Source organism: Aquabacterium sp. (assembly GCF_029946005.1).
GTDB lineage: Bacteria > Pseudomonadota > Gammaproteobacteria > Burkholderiales > Burkholderiaceae_C > Aquabacterium.
In genome coordinates this window covers 220,996-239,977 of sequence record NZ_JAQSDR010000002.1, presented here as the reverse complement: position 1 = coordinate 239,977, position 18,982 = coordinate 220,996, and the positions used below count along the sequence as shown (strand labels likewise).

10 protein-coding genes and 1 pseudogene are annotated in these 18,982 nt (G+C 61.1%); 1 reads left to right on the top strand and 10 read right to left on the bottom strand.

The genetic code is table 11. From position 1 onward, the window contains the following. Nucleotides 1-21 precede the first annotated feature (21 nt). Nucleotides 22-7,383, top strand: coding sequence for an RHS repeat-associated core domain-containing protein (locus tag PSV38_RS01395; protein WP_300543988.1), 7,362 nt, complete (start codon nt 22-24; stop codon nt 7,381-7,383). Between the two features lie 672 nt (nt 7,384-8,055). Here the strand turns inward: PSV38_RS01395 and PSV38_RS01390 are convergent. The 10 genes and pseudogenes from PSV38_RS01390 to PSV38_RS01345 form a co-directional block, all read right to left on the bottom strand. Further along, complete coding sequence (locus PSV38_RS01390) at nt 8,056-9,072, bottom strand: integrase core domain-containing protein (RefSeq protein WP_300544324.1); 1,017 nt, start codon at nt 9,070-9,072, stop codon at nt 8,056-8,058. Nucleotides 9,073-9,287: 215 nt separating this feature from the next. Next, entirely contained in the window at nt 9,288-10,190 is a 903-nt protein-coding gene (locus PSV38_RS01385) for an integrase core domain-containing protein (protein ID WP_300543986.1), read from the bottom strand. A 142-nt stretch (nt 10,191-10,332) separates the two neighbouring features. Continuing rightward, nucleotides 10,333-10,626: pseudogene (locus PSV38_RS01380) on the bottom strand (IS21 family transposase); the annotation flags it as partial. Between the two features lie 557 nt (nt 10,627-11,183). Then, a complete protein-coding gene (locus tag PSV38_RS01375) occupies nt 11,184-11,549 on the bottom strand; it encodes a hypothetical protein (RefSeq protein WP_300543984.1) in 366 nt (121 codons plus the stop codon). Between the two features lie 4 nt (nt 11,550-11,553). Beyond that, nucleotides 11,554-12,156: a DVUA0089 family protein gene (locus tag PSV38_RS01370; RefSeq protein WP_300543982.1), complete on the bottom strand. Its 603-nt coding sequence runs from the start codon at nt 12,154-12,156 to the stop codon at nt 11,554-11,556. A 28-nt stretch (nt 12,157-12,184) separates the two neighbouring features. Then, nucleotides 12,185-13,870 (bottom strand): alkaline phosphatase D family protein, encoded by a 1,686-nt coding sequence (locus tag PSV38_RS01365; RefSeq protein WP_300543979.1) that lies wholly within the window; start codon nt 13,868-13,870, stop codon nt 12,185-12,187. Nucleotides 13,871-14,004: 134 nt separating this feature from the next. Beyond that, nucleotides 14,005-14,298: a hypothetical protein gene (locus PSV38_RS01360; protein WP_300543976.1), complete on the bottom strand. Its 294-nt coding sequence runs from the start codon at nt 14,296-14,298 to the stop codon at nt 14,005-14,007. A 125-nt stretch (nt 14,299-14,423) separates the two neighbouring features. Further along, on the bottom strand, nt 14,424-15,209 hold the full coding sequence (locus PSV38_RS01355) for a PEP-CTERM sorting domain-containing protein (protein ID WP_300543973.1): 786 nt from the start codon (nt 15,207-15,209) through the stop codon (nt 14,424-14,426). 26 nt (nt 15,210-15,235) lie between these two features. Beyond that, nucleotides 15,236-18,109, bottom strand: a complete 2,874-nt coding sequence (locus PSV38_RS01350) for an ExeM/NucH family extracellular endonuclease (RefSeq protein WP_300543971.1) — start codon at nt 18,107-18,109, stop codon at nt 15,236-15,238. Nucleotides 18,110-18,285: 176 nt separating this feature from the next. Continuing rightward, nucleotides 18,286-18,978 (bottom strand): PEP-CTERM sorting domain-containing protein, encoded by a 693-nt coding sequence (locus tag PSV38_RS01345; protein WP_300543968.1) that lies wholly within the window; start codon nt 18,976-18,978, stop codon nt 18,286-18,288. Between the last annotated feature and the right edge of the window lie 4 nt (nt 18,979-18,982).

Below are 18,982 nucleotides of genomic sequence, written 5' to 3'. Positions count from 1 at the left end.
CCAATATCACAGGGAATCCCCATGCAACAGCGATACCTTGCCAGGTTCGTCGGCAGCGCCTTGGCCTCTGCACTTCTGCAAATGAATGGCTTGCCGGCTCTGGCAGCGCACCGAGACGTCGCCCCCATCCCGGCCGAAGTGATCGAGGCAGTCGTCAATCGGCCTGCTTCACCAAAGGCCGTGTTGGCCGACCAGGTCAGCCAGTTGCTTTGGCAAATGAGTTCGGTGCTTGACCGGCATGTCACGCCACCCAAAAGCACGCTCAGTCCTGAGCAGCTGCGGTCCTACTTGCAAACGGCCAGGGCGGACTTGCAGAGCCAGCAGCTGATGTTGACCTCACTGAGGTCGGTCGTTCAACAGAGCTTCCATGACAAGGTCAAAAGCAGTTTGGCCTTGCGTGAATTGGATCAGCTCAATCGATTTCTTTCATCTGGCGCAAAGGCGGAGAAGCTGACCGAACTCGTTCAGGCTTCATCTGCGGCTCAAGCGTTGGTAAAGCGCTACCAGGTCAAGAATGGCGAAGGCGTGGCGGACCCGCTGGTACTGCCTGCCACACCGACCATTTCTGGTGCCACAGAAACTTTTCTGGCCACACCGTTGGTCCAAGCCGATCGGCCGCCTGCCTATGCCCAGTACAGCCAGGATGGCTACCCTGTTTTGGCACTTGCTGCGGCCGGTGGGGCCGCCATCTTGTTGCCGACGCCTTCAGAGGCGAGCTTTTGTTCATACAACGCCGGTGATCTGGCCAAGACGCAGGAAGAGGTCAACACCACCAAGTACCCGGAACTGGCCGATTTGGCCAAAAGCCTGGACTACAACCCTGTCAAGATCTTTGATTACGTTAACAAGAACATCAGGTATCAGTCCAACTACTCTGGCTCATTGAAAGGGGCTTATGGCGCTTATCTGAGCAAGGCTGGCAATGACTACGACCATGCGTCTTTGCTGATTGCGTTGTTGCGGGCATCCAACGTCCCGGCCCGCTATGTGTTCGGGCAAATTGAAGTGGTCGATCCGCAGCCCATGGGCGCCGATGGGCAAATCAATCGGTGGCTGTCCGTGAAGGACTATCCGGCGGCGGCTCGCGCCAATCTGGCTGGCTTGCAAAATGAAGTGCTCAAGAACGCTGGTGGGCAAGCCATCGGGGTCAAAACTTTGCACGTCTGGGTGCAGGCCTGTTTGCCCTATGCAAGCTACCGGGGTGTCAAGCTCACAAACCGCGGACACCGTTGGTTGCCTCTGGACCCCAGCTACAAAGACAAGGTTCATCAGCCTGGCATTCAGCACAATGTCGCGTTCGATCTGAATGCCTACCTTGCCAAGCGGACCAACGGCCCCGACAGCCTGCCTCACGAGAAGTACCTCAAGGACATCGAGAGCGCGATCACGACCTCCAACCCCGGGGCCAGCCTGGCCGATGTGCCCTACAAGGCCACCGTGCAAGGCAGCACCTTCGATGTGCTGCCAGCATCATTGCCTTACAAGGTCAGCCAATTCGTGACTTTTGTAGGTGGTGCTGCCGACGTGGCCACGCTGCCGGACGCGCAGCGCAATGTCCTCAAGGTGGTGATCAAGAACTCGGCCGGAACATCAATCCTGGCCGAGAAATCGGTGCCCATGGTTGAAGCGATCTTCAAGCGGATGACCGTGTCGTTCAAGGGCATTGATGCCACGCACCAGGGCCGAATTGATGCATGGCGCAACACCAGCACCATGGATTCGCCAGAACCAAGTTGCACGGCGGCGGACATGACGCGTGTGGTGCCGTCCATCAAGGCGGACGGGGTGGAGTTGGCGGCGGGCGCAGTTGGCAGCCCCGTCGATTTCTGCGCCAAGAACGTCAAGATGGACATGTTCGTTTCCTTGCCCGTGATGGCGTGCACGGTCAACTCGGTTTCAACGACCGAAGGCTGCATCAACAAGGCATCGTTTTCAAACATCGAAGCGCCCAACATCTATGCACTGCTGGCATCCGGCTTTCATGCGTCAGATGCGTTTCTTCAGAAAAGAATTGCCAGATTGCAGGCCGCGATCAAAGCCTCTGCATTGGCACCTAACAGCAACGTTGAAGAAATAGAGGGTGAGTTTCTCAACGTGGTGGCGCAGAAATATGGCCGCTATCTGTCCGACACCGCAGCGAAGATCGGCCAGAACTCCGGACATCTGGCCGGTGAGGGAACGCACCTGGGTGTGACCACGTCCAAGTCAAAAATATCGTATGTTTTTGACCAGCCGTTTGCCATCACCCGCAAAGGTTTTTTGGTGGATGTACCTGGCGGGCGTGTCGGTTACTTCAACCTGACTACGGGTGTTTCGAACAATGACTTGTTTTTTCTGGCAGGTCGCAGCATGTCTGCCCTCGAGTCGTACATCTGGCAAGAGAACGCGAAGGTTGACGCCGTGTCGACCCTCCGTGGTTTGCAATTCGCCAACGAGACCGGTAACACCGTGCTCAAGCTCACAAGCGCCAACTGGGCGACTGACAGTGCGCAGCTGACCTATACCGCTGCAGAGAAGGTGCCGCTGAAAGCCGAAGTCGATGCGGGCGCCACCCTGTACATCCCCAAGTCCAAGATCACCTACGAAAATTGGGTGGGCACGGTCTACATCTCTGAGAACCCGACCAAGGGTTCCGGCTTGTATGCGATATCTGGTGGGTACAGTGGAGGCTATTCGCTGTCCAACCCCATTTCATACAACTACAGCTCCCTGCTGAATACAGGCTACAACTACTACACCCCGCCCATCGCGCCGGTGTCGTTCAATAGCATTGTTCAGTCCTACACCCCACCGCCTGTTGTCAACTCCTACATCAACTACGGCAGTTCGCTGGGCAACACGTATTCGGGTGACCCAGTGAACATGGTCACTGGCAACATGTACCACAACGAGACCGATGTGGACTTGACGGTCCGTGGTGGTCAGCGTTTGGTTTTCCAGCGTGCTTACAACAGCCGCAAGGGCACGGATGGCCCCCTGGGTTTTGGTTGGACGCACAGCTTCAACCAGTTCATCACCTTCCGCGACGATAACGTCAACGGAACCACGGATGCACCCGATACCGATGGTTTGACCTCCTCGGTGACCTGGACCGAAGGTACCGGCAGCGAGAAGTACATGGCCGTCACGGCGGGCGCCAGCGCCGCTGGCCTGGCCGCCACATCCACGTTCAAAACGCCCGATGGCTACTACTTCACCTTCAAGAAAAACGCCGACAACACCTATACCCTGAGCGACAAGGGTGGCGTGTCTTACACCTTTGAGTCCATGGCGGGTACCAAGGATCAGCGCGCCAATCTGGTCAACATCAAAGACCGCAATGGCAACACCATCACCTTGAACTATGACGGCAGCAAACGCCTGTCAACCGTGACCGATGGCAGCCGCACGCTGACCTTGTCTTACGATGGCACGTCCACGCGCATCAAGGATGTGACTGACCCGCTGTCTCGCAAACACAGCTTTGCTTACGATGCCAGTGGCAACTTGATCAAGGTGTGGAAGCCAGGCCTGAACGTGGCCTCCGACACACCCACGGTGGCTTACGAGTACTACACCACCGCCGATGGCCCCAATCTGGACCACGCCATGAAGCGCTACACCCTGGCGCGCGGCAACTACATGAATTTTGTGTATTACCCCAATGGCCGAGTGCTGAGCCACACGAATTCCAAGGGCGAGTCCATGTCCTTCTCGTACAACGACTTCCGCCGCGAGACGGTGCAGGTCAATGAGCGAGGGCACGAGCGCCGTTTCTTCTTTGACAAGAATGGCATGCCACTCAAGACGGTGGAAGAAAACCTGGCCAGCCGTGAGTTCACCTACGGCGGTGCTGATACGGCACAGCGCTTCAACCTGGCCGAGTCGGTGGATCCGCGTGGTGCGCGTTTGAAGTATTCGTACGAAAGCGCCACAGGCAACCTCCTGACCACCACCTACGCCTCTGGTCGCATTCAAGGGCGCAGCAACTACAACACTTTTTCCCAACCAGGCAAGATCAAGGACGTGCGCGGGCTCTACACGCTGCTGAAGTACGACGCGCGCGGCAACGTGCTGGAAACCATCCAGCTCAAGAGCGGATTTGGCGCCACGACTGACCCGACGACCTACGCCCCGTCTGCCACCGATGCCGTGGCCCAGATCGCGGCGTGGACCATCAACACCTACGACAGCTACGGCAACTTGCTGACCAGCAAGAAGGTGCGCGACATGGCCACCAAGGTTGGCCCCTCGGTAGAGTACGGCTACGAGGCCACCAACACCTACCGCAACAAGATCACCCGCCGAGGTGACAAGAACGGTGACGGCACCATTGCCACCGACGAGTTCGACACCGCCACCCTGGTGCCCGACGCCGTTGGGCAAACCAAGACTGGCGTGGATGGCCGCTGGTCAACCGTGACCTATGCCTACGACGACCAAGGCCGCGTCAAGTCGGTGACCAATGCCGCCAACGTGACCTCGCGCATTGAGTACGATGGCAATGGCAACGTCAAGCTGGAGAAACTGGAGGCCACGGTGGCGGGTGCGGTGCGCCAACTGCAGGTCACCGCGAATGAGTACGACGATGCCGACCGCAAAGTGCGCGTCATGGCCAACGGCCTGACCGCATCGTTCGAGTATGACGCCGCAGGCAACCTCACCACGCAGACCGACCCGGACGGCCGCACGCTGAGCTACACCTACGACGAGATGAACCGCATGGTGGCCGCGCAGGACAAGGAGGGCAACCGTGTTGCCAAGACCTTGGACATCGATGGCCGCCCTTTGGCCGTGACCGACCCGAACGGCCTGACGGTGAACTACAGCTACTGGGATGCCAGCCGAGACTTCCGCCTCAAGCGGGTGATCCAACCCAAGGCCGCAGGCTTTGCCAATGCACGCGCCGTGGAATATGACTACGATGAAGTGGGCAACGTCAAGAGCACCAAGGTGATCCCCGCCGACGGCAGCGCCGCGCGAGAAACGCTGAGCACCTACGACGAACTCAGCCGCCCAACCCGTGTGGTGGGGCCTTTGGTCAACGATCCGGTCAACGGCAACATCCGCCGAGTCACCAAGTACACCTACGACAACCTGGGGGGGCTGACGCAAGTGAACGCCGGGCGCACAGATGCCACGGGCACCAACGCGGCGAGCGACAACGTCACGCTGCAGGCCAGCTATACCTACGACGACTTTGGCCGCAAGCTCAAGGACAAAGACGGCGTTGGCCGTACCTGGGCCTACACCTACAGCACAGCAGGCGATGTGCTGACCGTGACAGACCCGCGTGCCAAGGTGACCACCAACACCTGGAACACGGACGGCACACTCAAGACGCGCAGCAACGAAGTGGGCACGGTGACCTTCACCCGCGACGTGCTGGGCCTGCCCACCAAAGTGGTCAACACCAACCCGGTGTACACCCAAGACTTCACCTACAACGGCCAACGCCGCCTGGAAAGCGTGCGCGACAGCCGAGGCAACAAGACGCTGTACTACGAGTACAGCCCGGCGGGCCAGCTCAACGCCATGCGCGACAGCGAAGGCGCAGAGACCAACTACCTGTACGACCGCGCAGGGCGCTTGTCGGGCCTGTGGGCGGCCAACTACGACTACCTGACCTTTGCTTACGACAAGGGCGGGCGACTGAGCGAGAAGTGGTCACCCAACGGTGTGAAGGCCGAGTACACCTACAACGACGACGGCAGCTTGCAAGGCATCCGCCACGTGGTGGCCGGGGCCGAGAAAGCCAAGCACAGCTACCTGTACGACGCCTGGGGCAACCGCAAAGAGCATGCCGAGAACCTGGCCGGCAGCGAGCTTAAATACGGCTACGAGTACGACGAGCTGAACCGCCTGATCAAGGCGCAATACAGCCAGAGCGTGGGCGGGACGCCCACCACCAACCTGATCGGCCAATACCGCTACGACATCCTGAACAACCGCACACGTCAGACCGACAAGGACGGCAACTACCTGAACTACGTGTACGACAACGTCAACGGCGTGCCCACCAACGTGGGGGCGCACCAGCTCAACCAGATCGACCTGTACAACCTGGCCGGAGTCAAGCAATCGACGCAAGCCACGCTGAACTATGACGCGGCCGGCAACCTGACCAGCAAGACGGCCGGCAACACAGTGCAAGTGTTGAACTGGGATGCCAACAATGACCTGCGCCAGGTGGTCAGCCAAGTCAGCACGGTGGCTGGCGGTACCACCACCGTCACGGCCTACAACGAGATCTACAACTACGACCACGAAGGCAGGCGCACGGTCAGGCAGATGCAAACGGGCAACACGCTGTACCAAAGCCAGTACCTGTACAACGGGCAAGACATCCACAAGGAATACGCGCTGCAGTGGCTGACGCCCGTGGCCGCCTACACGCACGGCCCGGCCGAAGACGACCCGCTGATCCACCAAAGCAGCGCGGGCAACAAGTACTACCATGCCGACGGCCTGGGCAGCCCCACGCTGCTGACGGACGTGGCGGGCAACGTGCAGGCGTACAAGCGCTTTGACCCCTGGGGCAAGGTGATCGGCACGGGCGGGGCGATGCCCACCTACGGCTACACGGGCCGTGAGCCAGACCTGAGCACGGGGTACATGTACTACCGGGCGCGGTACTACGACCCCACGCTGGGGCGCTTCCTAGGGCGTGATCCGATTGGGCTGGAAGGCGGGCTCAATGTCTATGCATATGTGGACAACAACCCGGTGAACTTCACGGACCCCAGTGGCTTGTATGCCAAGAGCATCAGCAACACGATGAGTGGGATTGGGAGTGCGGCGAGCAATTACTACGACACGGCCAGCAGTTCATTGAACAGTTGGGGGCAGCAGGCCTACAGCGCATTGCCGAGCAGCCAAACCGCCACCCGTTGGTTGGACAACACCCAAAAGACTTTGGACTATGTCGGCATGTTTGCGCAGGGGCCACTGGAGGTTGCCGGACCGTTCATCGACTTGGGGAATGCGGCGATTTCCTTGGGGCGGGGAAATTGGGCGGATGCCGGGTTGTCAACGCTGGCTGCGGTGCCCTTTATCGGGGCTACAGGCAACATTGCTAAGATGTCTAAGGGGGCAGATTTCTATCGAGGTGCTAAGTCTGGTGAGTTGCCCAGTTTTGTTCCTAGGCCAAATGACTTCAAGGTTGATTCGAGAACTGGTTTTGTTAAAGATTCCCACGGAGTGTCCGTCTTTGACAATGCGGCGAGCGTTAGTTCCAAGGGTTTTGTGCCACATCGGGTGGATCAAAGTTCGGTTCCGGATTCGCTGCGAATCATCCAGCGTGGCGCCGACCCACACCACTTTGAAATATCTCCAATGCCCGGCGCCAACTTGACGCCGCAGCAATTCATCAATGCGTGTAGCAGCATTGTTTGCCGAAAGTGACGATGGAGAAGACCGCTATGTCGAATTTTTCGTTTGTTTTGCCCGCGGACTTCTCGGACTATGAGTGGGAAGTTCAGTCGAAAGGTTGCTTTTCCGAGGCACGAATGACCGTCTCAGGAAAGCATTATCGATTGAACTTTTACGACTCAGCGCGGCTTGCACAGGAGATAGCGAGCGAACTTGAGCGGGGGGGGGTGTTTTTCGAGCCCAATCTAGTGATTGTCCAGTCGGTGACAAGATTGGACATGGAGCGGGCTGCGGACATTTTGATGCAATCCGAGCAGAGCGTTGCTCTAGTGGCTGAATAGTCACCATCAGGGTAATGGTCGCCTTCAACAACATTGTTCAGACTGGTCGGACGCGGTGCCCCGTCCAAGTGTCCACGGCACCGATCCGACTCAGTCAAAGCGATTTTTTTGATGGGCGGGAGCGGATTTGCAATGTGCCCCGTCCACATGTCCACGGCACCGATCCGGCTCAGCCAAACCGATTTTTTGATAGGCGGGAGCGGATTTGCAGGGCCTTTCATTGGCGGAGTGTTTCACTTCAGTGAATTCATCATTCAGAGCCATGGTCCATTGAGATCACGTCGGCTCCTGGCATGCGAGTTGGCCCCTGACCAGACTGGGCCATGGCGCGGACATTGAGCTTAGGAAAGCGCCCAGGCGGTGGCTACCGCCGCAGATGGAACCCACAAAGCAGCCCGTCCCATGCCTGGAACCATTCTTCGCGTTTGACTGGTGCGGCCCATGGGTCCACACCTGCCCATGCTTCAGCCGGGGTTCGCCCCTGCAAATGCTGATGAGGGCGCACGAAGTTGTAGAAGAAGCTGAACTGGCCCAGCACCTTGTTCAAGGCATGCAAGCCGGGGACTTCAATCTGATCAAGCTTGTGCTTGAGTGTGAGGAACAAACGCTCGATGCGGCCGTTTTGCCAAGGGCAGCCGGGATCGGTGAACTGCTGGCGAATGCCCATGCAGGCCAGTGCCGAGCGGAACACCCTGCTCTTGAACACAGGTTCATTGTCGGTGCGGATGGCCAACGGTTTGCCATGGCGCCCAATGGCCAGGCACACATGCCCCAGCAGCGTCCATGAAGTCTTGTTGGGCAAGGCCTGCAATGCCATCAAAGCACGCGAGCCGTGGTCGATCAAACCCAGGATGATGTGAGTGTGCTTGGCCGCGTCAGTTTTTGCGGTGAGGTCCAATGCCCAAACGCGATTTCGCGCCATGGGCACCGGGACGCGGTGCTTGATGTGGCGACGCATGACCTTGATCTCGTAGTGATGTTGGCGCACCAGATCGGCCACGTACGATTTGCCCACGGTGGCCCGGCGGGCCGTGTCCAGATGGCAGGCGTGGCGCCGGTTGAAGATGGTGGCGATGGTGCGGCAGCCCGCGTTGGGCATCAACGCCTTCAAGCGAATGATTTCATGCTTGAGCCAATCGGGCTTGGCTTGCTGGCGGCAAGGCGAAGGCGTGGTTGTGTTGCGCCACAGTAGTGGTGGGCGATGCGGTAATCGACGCAAGCCACGCTGAACTATGACGCGGCCGGCAACCTGCTGAGCAAGGTGGCCGGCAACACGGTGCAAGTGTTGAACTGGGATGCCAACAATGACTTGCGCCAGGTGGTCAGCCAGGTCAGCACTGTGGCGGGAGGTACCACCACCGTCACGGTGCCCCGTCCACATGTCCACGGCACCGATCCGGCTCAGCCAAACCGTTTTTTTGATAGGCGGGAGCGGATTTGCAGGGCCTTTCATTGGCGGAGTGTTTCACTTCAGTGAATTCATCATTCAGAGCCATGGTCCATTGAGATCACGTCGGCTCCTGGCATGCGAGTTGGCCCCTGACCAGACTGGGCCATGGCGCGGACATTGAGCTTAGGAAAGCGCCCAGGCGGTGGCTACCGCCGCAGATGGAACCCACAAAGCAGCCCGTCCCATGCCTGGAACCATTCTTCGCGTTTGACTGGTGCGGCCCATGGGTCCACACCTGCCCATGCTTCAGCCGGGGTTCGCCCCTGCAAATGCTGATGAGGGCGCACGAAGTTGTAGAAGAAGCTGAACTGGCCCAGCACCTTGTTCAAGGCATGCAAGCCGGGGACTTCAATCTGATCAAGCTTGTGCTTGAGTGTGAGGAACAAACGCTCGATGCGGCCGTTTTGCCAAGGGCAGCCGGGATCGGTGAACTGCTGGCGAATGCCCATGCAGGCCAGTGCCGAGCGGAACACCCTGCTCTTGAACACAGGTTCATTGTCGGTGCGGATGGCCAACGGTTTGCCATGGCGCCCAATGGCCAGGCACAAATGCCCCAGCAGCGTCCATGAGGCCTTGTTGGGCAAGGCCTGCAATGCCATCAAGGCACGCGAGCCGTGGTCGATCAAACCCAGGATCATGTGAGTGCGCGTGGCCGCGTCAGTTTTTGCGGTGAGGTCCAATGCCCAAACGCGGTTGCGCGCCATGGGCGCCGGGACGCGGTGCTTGATGTGGCGGCGCATTACCTTGATCTCGTAGTGATGCCGGCGCACCAGATCGGCCACGTACGATTTGCCCACGGTGGCCCGGCGGGCCGAGTCCACATGGCAGGCGTGACGCCGGTTGAAGATGGTGGCGATGGTGCGGCAGCCCGCGTTGGGCATCAACGCCTTCAAGCGAAGGATTTCATGCTTGAGCCAATCGGGCTTGGTTTGCTGGCGGCAAGGCGAAGGCGTGGTTGTCTTGCGCCACAGAAGCGGGGCCCGATGCGGGAAACCACTGGTGCAGTGCGACATCAGCCAACACCACAGCATTTGCAATGCGATCCACATGGCCCGCTCCCTGGTGATTGGTGTGGCGGGAACACTAAACGCAGGCCGTGGCGCCGCCGTTGTGGCCGGACATCCGTTCGGCTCGTGGCGTGGACATGCTCCTTGCATGTCTGTGGCGCACCGTGGGCCGCGCGTGGGCCTACACCCCACCAACCACCAAGCCTTCTTCGCTCCAGTCAAACTGGAAGGCCTCGCCCAACTCAAAGCTCAGCGGCACGAAGGCCTTCGTGATGGCCGTGCCCACGCGCTCGCGCCACCCACGCACAAAGTCCGTCACTGCGCTGTAGCCGCCTCCATAGCCTTGCGCTCGAATCTGCACAAACAACGCTCGACCACTGCGCCTGCCGTGTTTGGGACGGTGGGCATCCACCTTCAGTGCCTGCTCCGGCGTGGCCACAAACGCCGTGAGCTTGCCAGGCACAACCTCGCGCCGGTAAGGCAGCAACACATTGAAGCGGTGCGGTATTGGAGCCGTGTGATTCGTGAGTTGCGCGAGGGCAAGTCTGGTTGATGCCAGAGCTAATACAAAGGGCCGCTGAAAGCGGCCCTTTGTTCGTCTGGGATGTGCTCAAGCCTCGGTGCCCCGTCCACATGACCACGGCACCGATCCGGCTCAGCCAAACATCATGGCCGCGCCAAGGGGGCCAGTTGACTCCTGACCAGCCTGGGCCATGGCGCGGACATTGAGCTATGAAGTCGCTCAGACGGGCGCTGCCGGAGCGGAGCCGTAGATTGGCATCTTTCAGTGATCAATCCGCTGCATGGAAAGCTCCGCTGTGCTGTGCAGGCCGCGCGCGGTGAGGTGCACAAAAATGGGGATCATGACGAGTGACATCAGGGCAATGGTCAACATAGGGCCTCCTATTTGTGAGAAACCCAGCATGCGCTCATCCAGTACCCCGCGAATGAGGGATTTACCTTAATAAAAATGTCATATTTATTTGCCAAGGCTGTTTGGGCCGCGTTCCGGCCACCGACCATGAGCCGTTCGGCTCATGGCAGCTTGAAAGCATGGCGCCAGACGGCCGCGCCGTAGGCCACCACCGACAGGCCAAAGAAGCATTGCAGTGTGAACAGCGCGTTGAAGGCCACGGTAAAACGCACCAGGCGGCTTGCTTGCACGTCGTCGCGGTGAAAGAGCCGGGACTCTGGCCGCAGTTGTTTTTCGTACACCGGCAGAAAAACGACAAAGCCACCCAGCAGGATCAGGACGATCGGGTGGGTGGTTTTGTCAAAAGCGGTGAAGACGCCGCCGTTGGCAAAGATCGAAAACACCACGAAGAAGTTGAAGGCCTTCAAACGTTGGTCGGCGTTGAACTTCCAGTGCTCCCAGAGGTAGTTCTCTTCGTTCGCGCTCATCCAGTCAAGGGCGCCGACGCGACAGCAGCATGGAGCTCAGCCCGGCCAGGATCAAGGCGGCGGTCGCAGGCTCGGGCACGGTGGCGGCCGAGTCCACGCCCGACAGGTTCAGTCGCCAGAAGGTGCCTTTCTGATCGTTGGCGTTGATGTTGTAGCTGGGTTGGTTCCACTGCGAGATCAGGATGGGGGTGTCGCCGTCCAGGGCAAAGCCTTGGGACAACTGCGCGCCGTTGGCGTAGTTCGGGGCTGCGCCTAGGGTGACCAGGTATTGGCCCGCTGTCAGGTTCTCCAGTGACAAGCCGGCGTCGTAAAAGCCTTGGGCTGGGTCGATGGTGTCGTCATCGTCGTTGTCGCCCACCAGGGTGTAGGCACTGCCGTCCTTGAGCCACAAGGTGAGGGTGGGGTCAAAGTTCAGGCCGTGGGTCCATGAGTCGGTCCACAGGCGGACTTGGCTGCTGTCGGCGTCGAGGGTGAAGGCCACCCGCACCACGTCGGTGTGGTGGGCGATGTCGCCCGCGAAGCTGAAGTTGGCGGCCTGGGCGTGCAGGCTGCTGAAGGCCAGCGCGGCGGCGATGGCCGCAGGGCGAATGAATGACAGGGCTTGCATCATCAGATTCCTTTGAGGTGAAGCGCGTTCAAGGCGCCAGTGCTGGAGCGGTGGCACGCGGCGTGGTCTGGGCCGAAGGCGCCAATCGGTTGCTGCCGTCTTGCACTTCAAACGCGGTGCCAAAAGTCTGCACATGGCTGACGCTGGCCACGGTGTCCACGAACCACCATTCACCCACCACGCGGCTGGGGTTAGCGTCGATCAGCATGTAGCCGCGCTGGTTCAGGTCGATGTACTTGAAGTGGGGGTTGACGCCGCGCAGGAAGGCCGCCGTGCTGCCTTGCGGGTCGGGGATGCCGGGCGAGGTGATGGAGGTGCCGACGAACTCGACCGCGCGCGAGCCTTCGCCAGTCAAGGGGTTGTAGCCCCCGGTGGTCACGATGGGGTTGTTGGGGTCCTGGCTCAGGTCGGCGGCCCAGGAGCTGTGGATGTCGCCGGTGAGCACGACCACGTTGTTCACAGCCGGCAGGCCGTTGGCGCCTTTGAGGATGTCGTACACGCGGTTGCGGGCGGGCTGGTAGCCATCCCATTGGTCGGAGTTAAGGAACAGGCCACCGCCTGCCGCATTGGCTGCCGCCACGCCCTTGAGCTGGGCGAACATCACACCCTGGCCCAGAAAGCGCCAGCGCGTGGCTGAGCCGCGCAAACGTTGGGCCAGCCAGGCCTCTTGCGTGCTGCCCAGCAGCGTGCGCGTCGGGTCCGCGAAGCTGCCTGTTTGTGTGAACAGATTGCCCAGGCCAGGCACCGGGATGGTGGCCTGCAATTGTTGCGAGCGTGCGCTCAGGCGTTCTTCCAGCATCACCAGGTCGACCAGGTCGCCGTACTGGAAGGCGCGGTGGCTGCGGGTCAAGTCCGCCGTGTCCACGGGGCGCACCGGCATCCATTCGTAGTAGGCCTGCAGGGCCGCATTTCGGCGGCCGATCCAGGTGCCTTCGGCGCCTTCAGTGTGGTTCTGCGCGCCATCCTTGTAGGCATCGTTGGCCGTCTCGTGGTCGTCCCAGATGATGACCCAGGGGTGTTGGCGGTGGGCCTCTTGCAGGTCGGCATCGCGCTTGTATTGGGCGTGGCGCTGGCGGTAGTCGCTCAGGGTGAGGATCTCGGTGGCGGGCTCCGTGGGGCGCACGTTGCCGTACTGGCCGTCGCCATACTCGTACAGGTAGTCGCCCAGGTGCATGACCAGGTCCAGGTCGGCGCGCTCGGCGATGTGGCGGTAGGCGTTGAAGTAGCCGTAGGCGTGGTTGGAGCAGCTGGCCACGGCCATGCGCAGGTGCTTGGTGTTGCCCACGGGCAAGGTCTTGGTGCGGCCAATCGGCGAGCTGCTGCCTTCAGCGTCGAATCGGTAGTAGTAGGTGGTGTTGGGTTTGAGGTGGCCGGCGTCTACCTTGACGGTGAAGTCGCGGCTCGGGTTGGTCTTGGTGGTACCGCGCAGCACGACCTGGGTCAAGGCCGGGTCGGTGGCGACGGTGTAGATCACCGTGATCGCGGCGTTGCGCGGCGATGAAACACGGGTCCACAAGATCACGCGGTCGGCGAGCGGGTCACCACTGGCCACACCATGTTGAAACAGCTTGCCGGTGTGGGGCGCGGCCAAGGCGTTGCCAATGGGCAGTGCAGGGCCTGCGGCCAGGACCATGGCCGCTGATCCGGAGCGCTTGAAGAACTCGCGGCGATTGGTGCCCTGCGGGCGTGGCGTTTGGCGTTGTGGGCGACCCATGGTGTTTCCTTGCTTGCTGGCTGACAGAACGCCAAAGCGGGCATCGCTTTGGCGTCAGGCAAGTATGGAAACCTTGTTTGACAGGCTGGCGACAGTCGCCAGCCAGACAGATCATGGACGGCCCAAGCAGGCCCTCACTGAGTTTTCTCGGTGGTTCGCCATGGCGCGCGCATGCCGTTGTCGTGTCGCCTCTCTCGGGCCTCTTCGATCAAGCCAGACGATTGCAGGGTGTCCGCCATGTCCTGCGGGCCTTGCTGAAACTTGCAAACGCGGGCCAGGGCATCGAGTGGGGTGAATCCATTGACGAGCAGCAGCAGCCGACGGTGTTCGTCGTTCATGGAGGGCGTTGCCGACGGCATGGCCGCAGCTTGCCCTTTTAGGGTGCGGCGGTAGACAACATTGGTGCGTGAAGATGCTTGCGGGTTCATGTTCATTACTCCGGTGCGTTGGGTGAATGACGAGAAGACATCGGCACATCCGCCTGGTGCGAGGAAACAACAGCGCGGGTGAGCGGGCCGCGAGCATGCAATTTTCATGCGCAAAAAACAAGGAGTCACAAGCGGCGGCGCATGAACAAACCTCCGGCCATCAAGCTCAGCAAGGCGAACACCGCAGTGCTGGGTTCGGGAACGGCCGAGGTGAGTGCCACATTGTTCACGGTCAACAGCGAGCTCTTGTCACCCGCCTCCAGGTCAGCGACGGCCAGCGACAAGGTCACTGAACCAGCGCTTGCGAAAGTGTGGCTGAACTGGTGCTCACCTGTTTGCAGCAAGTCACCGTTGCCGGGCACAGCGTTGATGGCCTGAGCGGCATTGCCCAAAGCGAGTACCTGCAGGCCGTTGGCCAAGTGCGTGTCGATCACGATGAAGGCCTGGTCGGCAAAGTCGCGGTCGGCGCTCAGCAGGTTCCAGTCAAAGTGCAAGGTGTCGCCCGCCTGCACAGTGAAGCTTTGCCGCACGGCCGAGCCTTCCCATAAAAAGCTGGTGTGGTTGACCGGGTCCGGGTCGAGCGAGCCCAGCGCGACGCTGACGAAGTCCTCCAGGCCGCCAGGCAGGCCGATGGCGCCTGCGTCCTGGCCTGACACGTTGTAGTGGCCATCGGCGAAGGGGTAGTCGTCAGAGCCCAGGGTGGCCGTGCTCAGCACCAGGGTGCTACCAGTGATGGGCAGTGCCAGGCCGACGGGGCTGCTGCTCAAGGCGGCCGCGTCACCAAAGGTTTGCCAGCCAGTCAGGCCTGCAGAGAAATTGCCGTTGCTGATGCCTGCATGGGCCAGGGTGCTGATCATCAGACTGCCCAGCAAGGCAGTGATCCGCGTGAGGTGTGGTGTGAAATGGTGCATGTTGTTTCCTAGGGTGCTTCAAGGGATCACAAGATCAGGTCGCGGGCCGTTTGCAACTGGCTGGCGACCACACCGCGCAACACGGCCACGGCCTTGGGCACGGCCGGGCCTGCACTGCCATCGGCGTCGATCTGCACTTGCACGCCAGCGCTGCTGTTCACCAGGCGCACGAAGCCGCCCGAGATCGCCTGGGCCGAAGGCACGCCCAAGGTGGCCAGCAGGCCGCTCAGGTCGATGCGGTCGGCACCGGGGGCAAAGTCGGTGACGGTGTCCAGACCATCGCGCAGGCTGGCGTAGACCAGCACGTCGCGGCCGACTCCGGTGGTGATGTTGTCGCTGCCCTCTCCGCCGCTGATCAGGTCATCGCCTGCCGTGCCGGTGAGCGTGTCGCGGCCGGGTGTGCCGTTGACGGACTTGAGCAGGTTCAGGCCCACGATGACAGGGTCGTGGTCAGAACTGCGGTAGGGCAATGCGCTGTAGTAGTCGGGGCCGCAGGCGGGGCAAGCCGGTTGCTTGAACTCGGTGTTGTAGTCGATCACCGAGGGCTCATCCGCGTTGATGTGCCATTCAATGGCGCGGGTGACTTTGGTGGACAGTGTGGGCGTGGTGATAGCGTGGTCGAGGCGACCGGCGGCGCCGTCAAAAACGTAGGAGTAGCCGAAGCTGTTGAAGCGCGCGATCTCGTCCACGTAGCCATGGCTGGTCAGCTCCTCGATCGGGTCTTCCTTGGCGTAGGCGTTCAGGTCACCGATCACGATGACGTCGGGGTTGCCGCTGTTGGTCTGCACGGTGGTCACGAAGTTGCGCAGGCGCGCGGCTTGTTGAACGCGCTGGTCGTTCCAGCAACCTTGCAGATCGCCTTGGTCAGCATCCGGATCAGAAGCGCTGCTGGGGCAGCTGCCCTTGGACTTGAGGTGGTTGACCACCACCGAGAACTTCTCGCCATTGGCGGCGACAAAGGTCTGGGCCAGTGGTGGGCGGTTGTTGATGGCGTCGGTGTCCGACAGGGCCGCGCCCGACAGGCTCAGCTTGGCGGGCTTGTAGATCAGGGCCACGCGGATGGCATCGGTGCCGGTACTGCCCGCAGGGGCGGGGACCACCGCGTAAGTGCCTGAGCCCAGCTGGGCGTTGAGTGCGCTGACCAGGTTCAGCACGGCGGTGTCGGCATTGGCGCCCGAGCCACTGGCGTTGGGCACGTTGTTCTGGATCTCCATCAGGCCCACCACGTCACCGTTTGCGCTGGCGATGGCTTGCACGATCTTGGCGCGCTGGCGGTTGAACTCGGCCAGGTTGTTGGCGCCACGGCAGTTGGACGCTGCCACCGCGCCACCCAGGGTGCAGCCTTGGCCACTGAGGCCTGCGGCCGTGTTGCCATCGGTGAAGGTGGTGAAGAAGTTCAGCACATTGGCACTGGCCACCTTGATGTTGCCGCCCACCTCTTCAGGCACGCTGGTACGCACATTGATGCGGGTGAAGGTGATGGGCTGCGTGGGGTGGATCTTGTAGTCGGCCAGACCGGTGTTGGTGGTCGTGGCCAGGCCGTAGTCGATCACGCCGGTGATGGCATCCACCGTGTCGCCAGCGCGCAAGGTGTTGTCCACCGCGAAGTAGGGTGTGGGATTGGGGTTTTGCTGTGTGGTGCCATCGTCCAGCATGATGCTGCTCAGGGCATTTTGCTGTGCCAAGGCTTGCGCGCTCGCACCAGGGCGGAAGCGGTTGGTGGGCACTTCAAGGCGGCCGTTGGCCGACAGCGTGACCTGGCCAAAGCGGCCCAGGAAGAAGTTTTGCGACGCGGTCAACTGGCTGTTGATGGTGACCAGCATGCCTTCCACGCGCTCCAGTTCTGCATCCGTGGCCACCGGCAGGGTGATCGGCGTGGGCGTGATGCTCTGGCCGCTGCCCTGAATGGTGACCGTGGGGGTGGTGATCTCAGTCACGGTGTGCGCCAGGGTCTGCGCGTTGCTGGCAGCGCCCACGTTGAACTCGGCCACTTTGCCGCTGACCTGGACCAACTGGCCCGCCGTCACAGTGGGGGCCGTGCTCGTGAACACGAGGATGCCGTCCGAGGTCAAAGGGTTGCCGTCGCCCAAGGGGTCTTGCACATAGAAGCCGTTGTTGGTGACCTTGGTGACCACACCGCTGGTGACGACGTTGGCGTTGACAAAGGGGCTGGTGCTGCCCGTGCCCTGGATCTCGTGGATCTTGAGCGCGCTGCCCGTTGAGCCACCACCCGTTCCGCCGCCACCACCGGTGCCGTTGCACACGTTCAATGCCGTGGCGGTGTTGCGAGGGGTTGGCGCGCCAGCCACAAAGTCAGCGCCGTTGACGTCGGTGTCGGTGCAGCCAGCGTTCAGGCGGATCACTGCGGTAGTGTTTGATGGGGCGGGTGTGGGGCTGGCGCCTTCCGACGCATTGGCGTTGGCACCAAAGCCCACATAGTCGACCACGGTCGGTCCGGTGGGGGAGGTGCTGGGCAGCGCGCTCGTCGAGCTGACCAGCGCAACCTTGCCAGCGGTGCCTGACATGGCAATGGTGTTTGGCGTGCCTGACTGGGCATCGGGTGTGGGCAGCGCGGTGCTGCCGCCGTTGCCCTGGGCTTCTTGCACAAGGTAGTACTGGCCCGGCTGCAGCAACACATTGCCCAGTGCGGTCATCTGCCAGCTGGCCCCAGTGGCCGAAGCGTACTGAACTGACCAGCCGTTCAGATTGACCGGTGCGTTGCCGGCGTTGAACAACTCGATGAAGTCGTGGGTGTACGTGGCGCCGGTGTTGCCGCCCCCGCCATAGACTTGGCTGATCACCACCCCACTGGTGGAGGCTTGCGCCATCAGGCTGATGGTGGCGAGCGCGACGGCGCTCAGCAGGTGCACCGCACGGCGCGAAGAAGCAGCAGCTGACATGAAAGAGATCCTCAGTTGGATGGGCAACAGCGAGCAGTGTTTCAAGAATGTGTGTCAGCCGTTGACTTGTCCTGGTGTCAGCCCGTGGGTCGAATGGATCTAAAATTTTCAGGCATGAAAAAAGCCACCCCGCCCAAAAAGGCCGAGTGGCTTCGTCCAATCAGATCGAACGGGTGTCAGTTCTGGCGACGGCGACGCAGCAAAGCGACGGCGCTCAGGCCCAGGGCGGCCAGCACCATGCTTTCCGGTTCCGGCACCGCTTGGGTGTAGGCAAAGTTGTCCATCACCACGCCGTCACCTTGCACGGTGATGTAGGCGATGTCGGCATGGGCCAGGCGGATGCCTTGCGTCACCGAGAAGTTGGTGGAGTAGATCAACTGGCTGTCATCCAGGTCCACGCCATCCAGCGAGGTGGCGAACGAGCCCAGGGAGAAGCTCTCCGAGCTGCCGTCGATGCCGTAGGCCGTGACCGTGGTCAGGCGGTTGTCGTTGGCTTCTTCGTACATGCTCCAGTCGGCCAGGAAGGCGCGGGTCTTCAGGCCGTTGAAGTCGATGCGCAGGGTCATGTCGCCAATCTTGTCGAACGACAGGAAGGACTTGCCCGCACCCCAGCTGCCATTGATGCCCAGGTCGGTGGCGATGCGCTGGCCGACGGTGAAGTCACCATCTTGCGAGCTGAGCGTGACCGGGGGGAGGTTGGCGCTGTAGGACGAACCGATGCCGATGAACAGGCCGTCTTCCGCGTTGAAGTCAATGACTTGTGCGGGGGCGGGCAGTTGGCTGGGCTGGGTGATCAGCGCGGCTTGGGCCTGGGCCTGGAAAGCCATGGAGGCGAACCCCAGGGCGGCGATGGTGAAAATGTGACGCATGTGG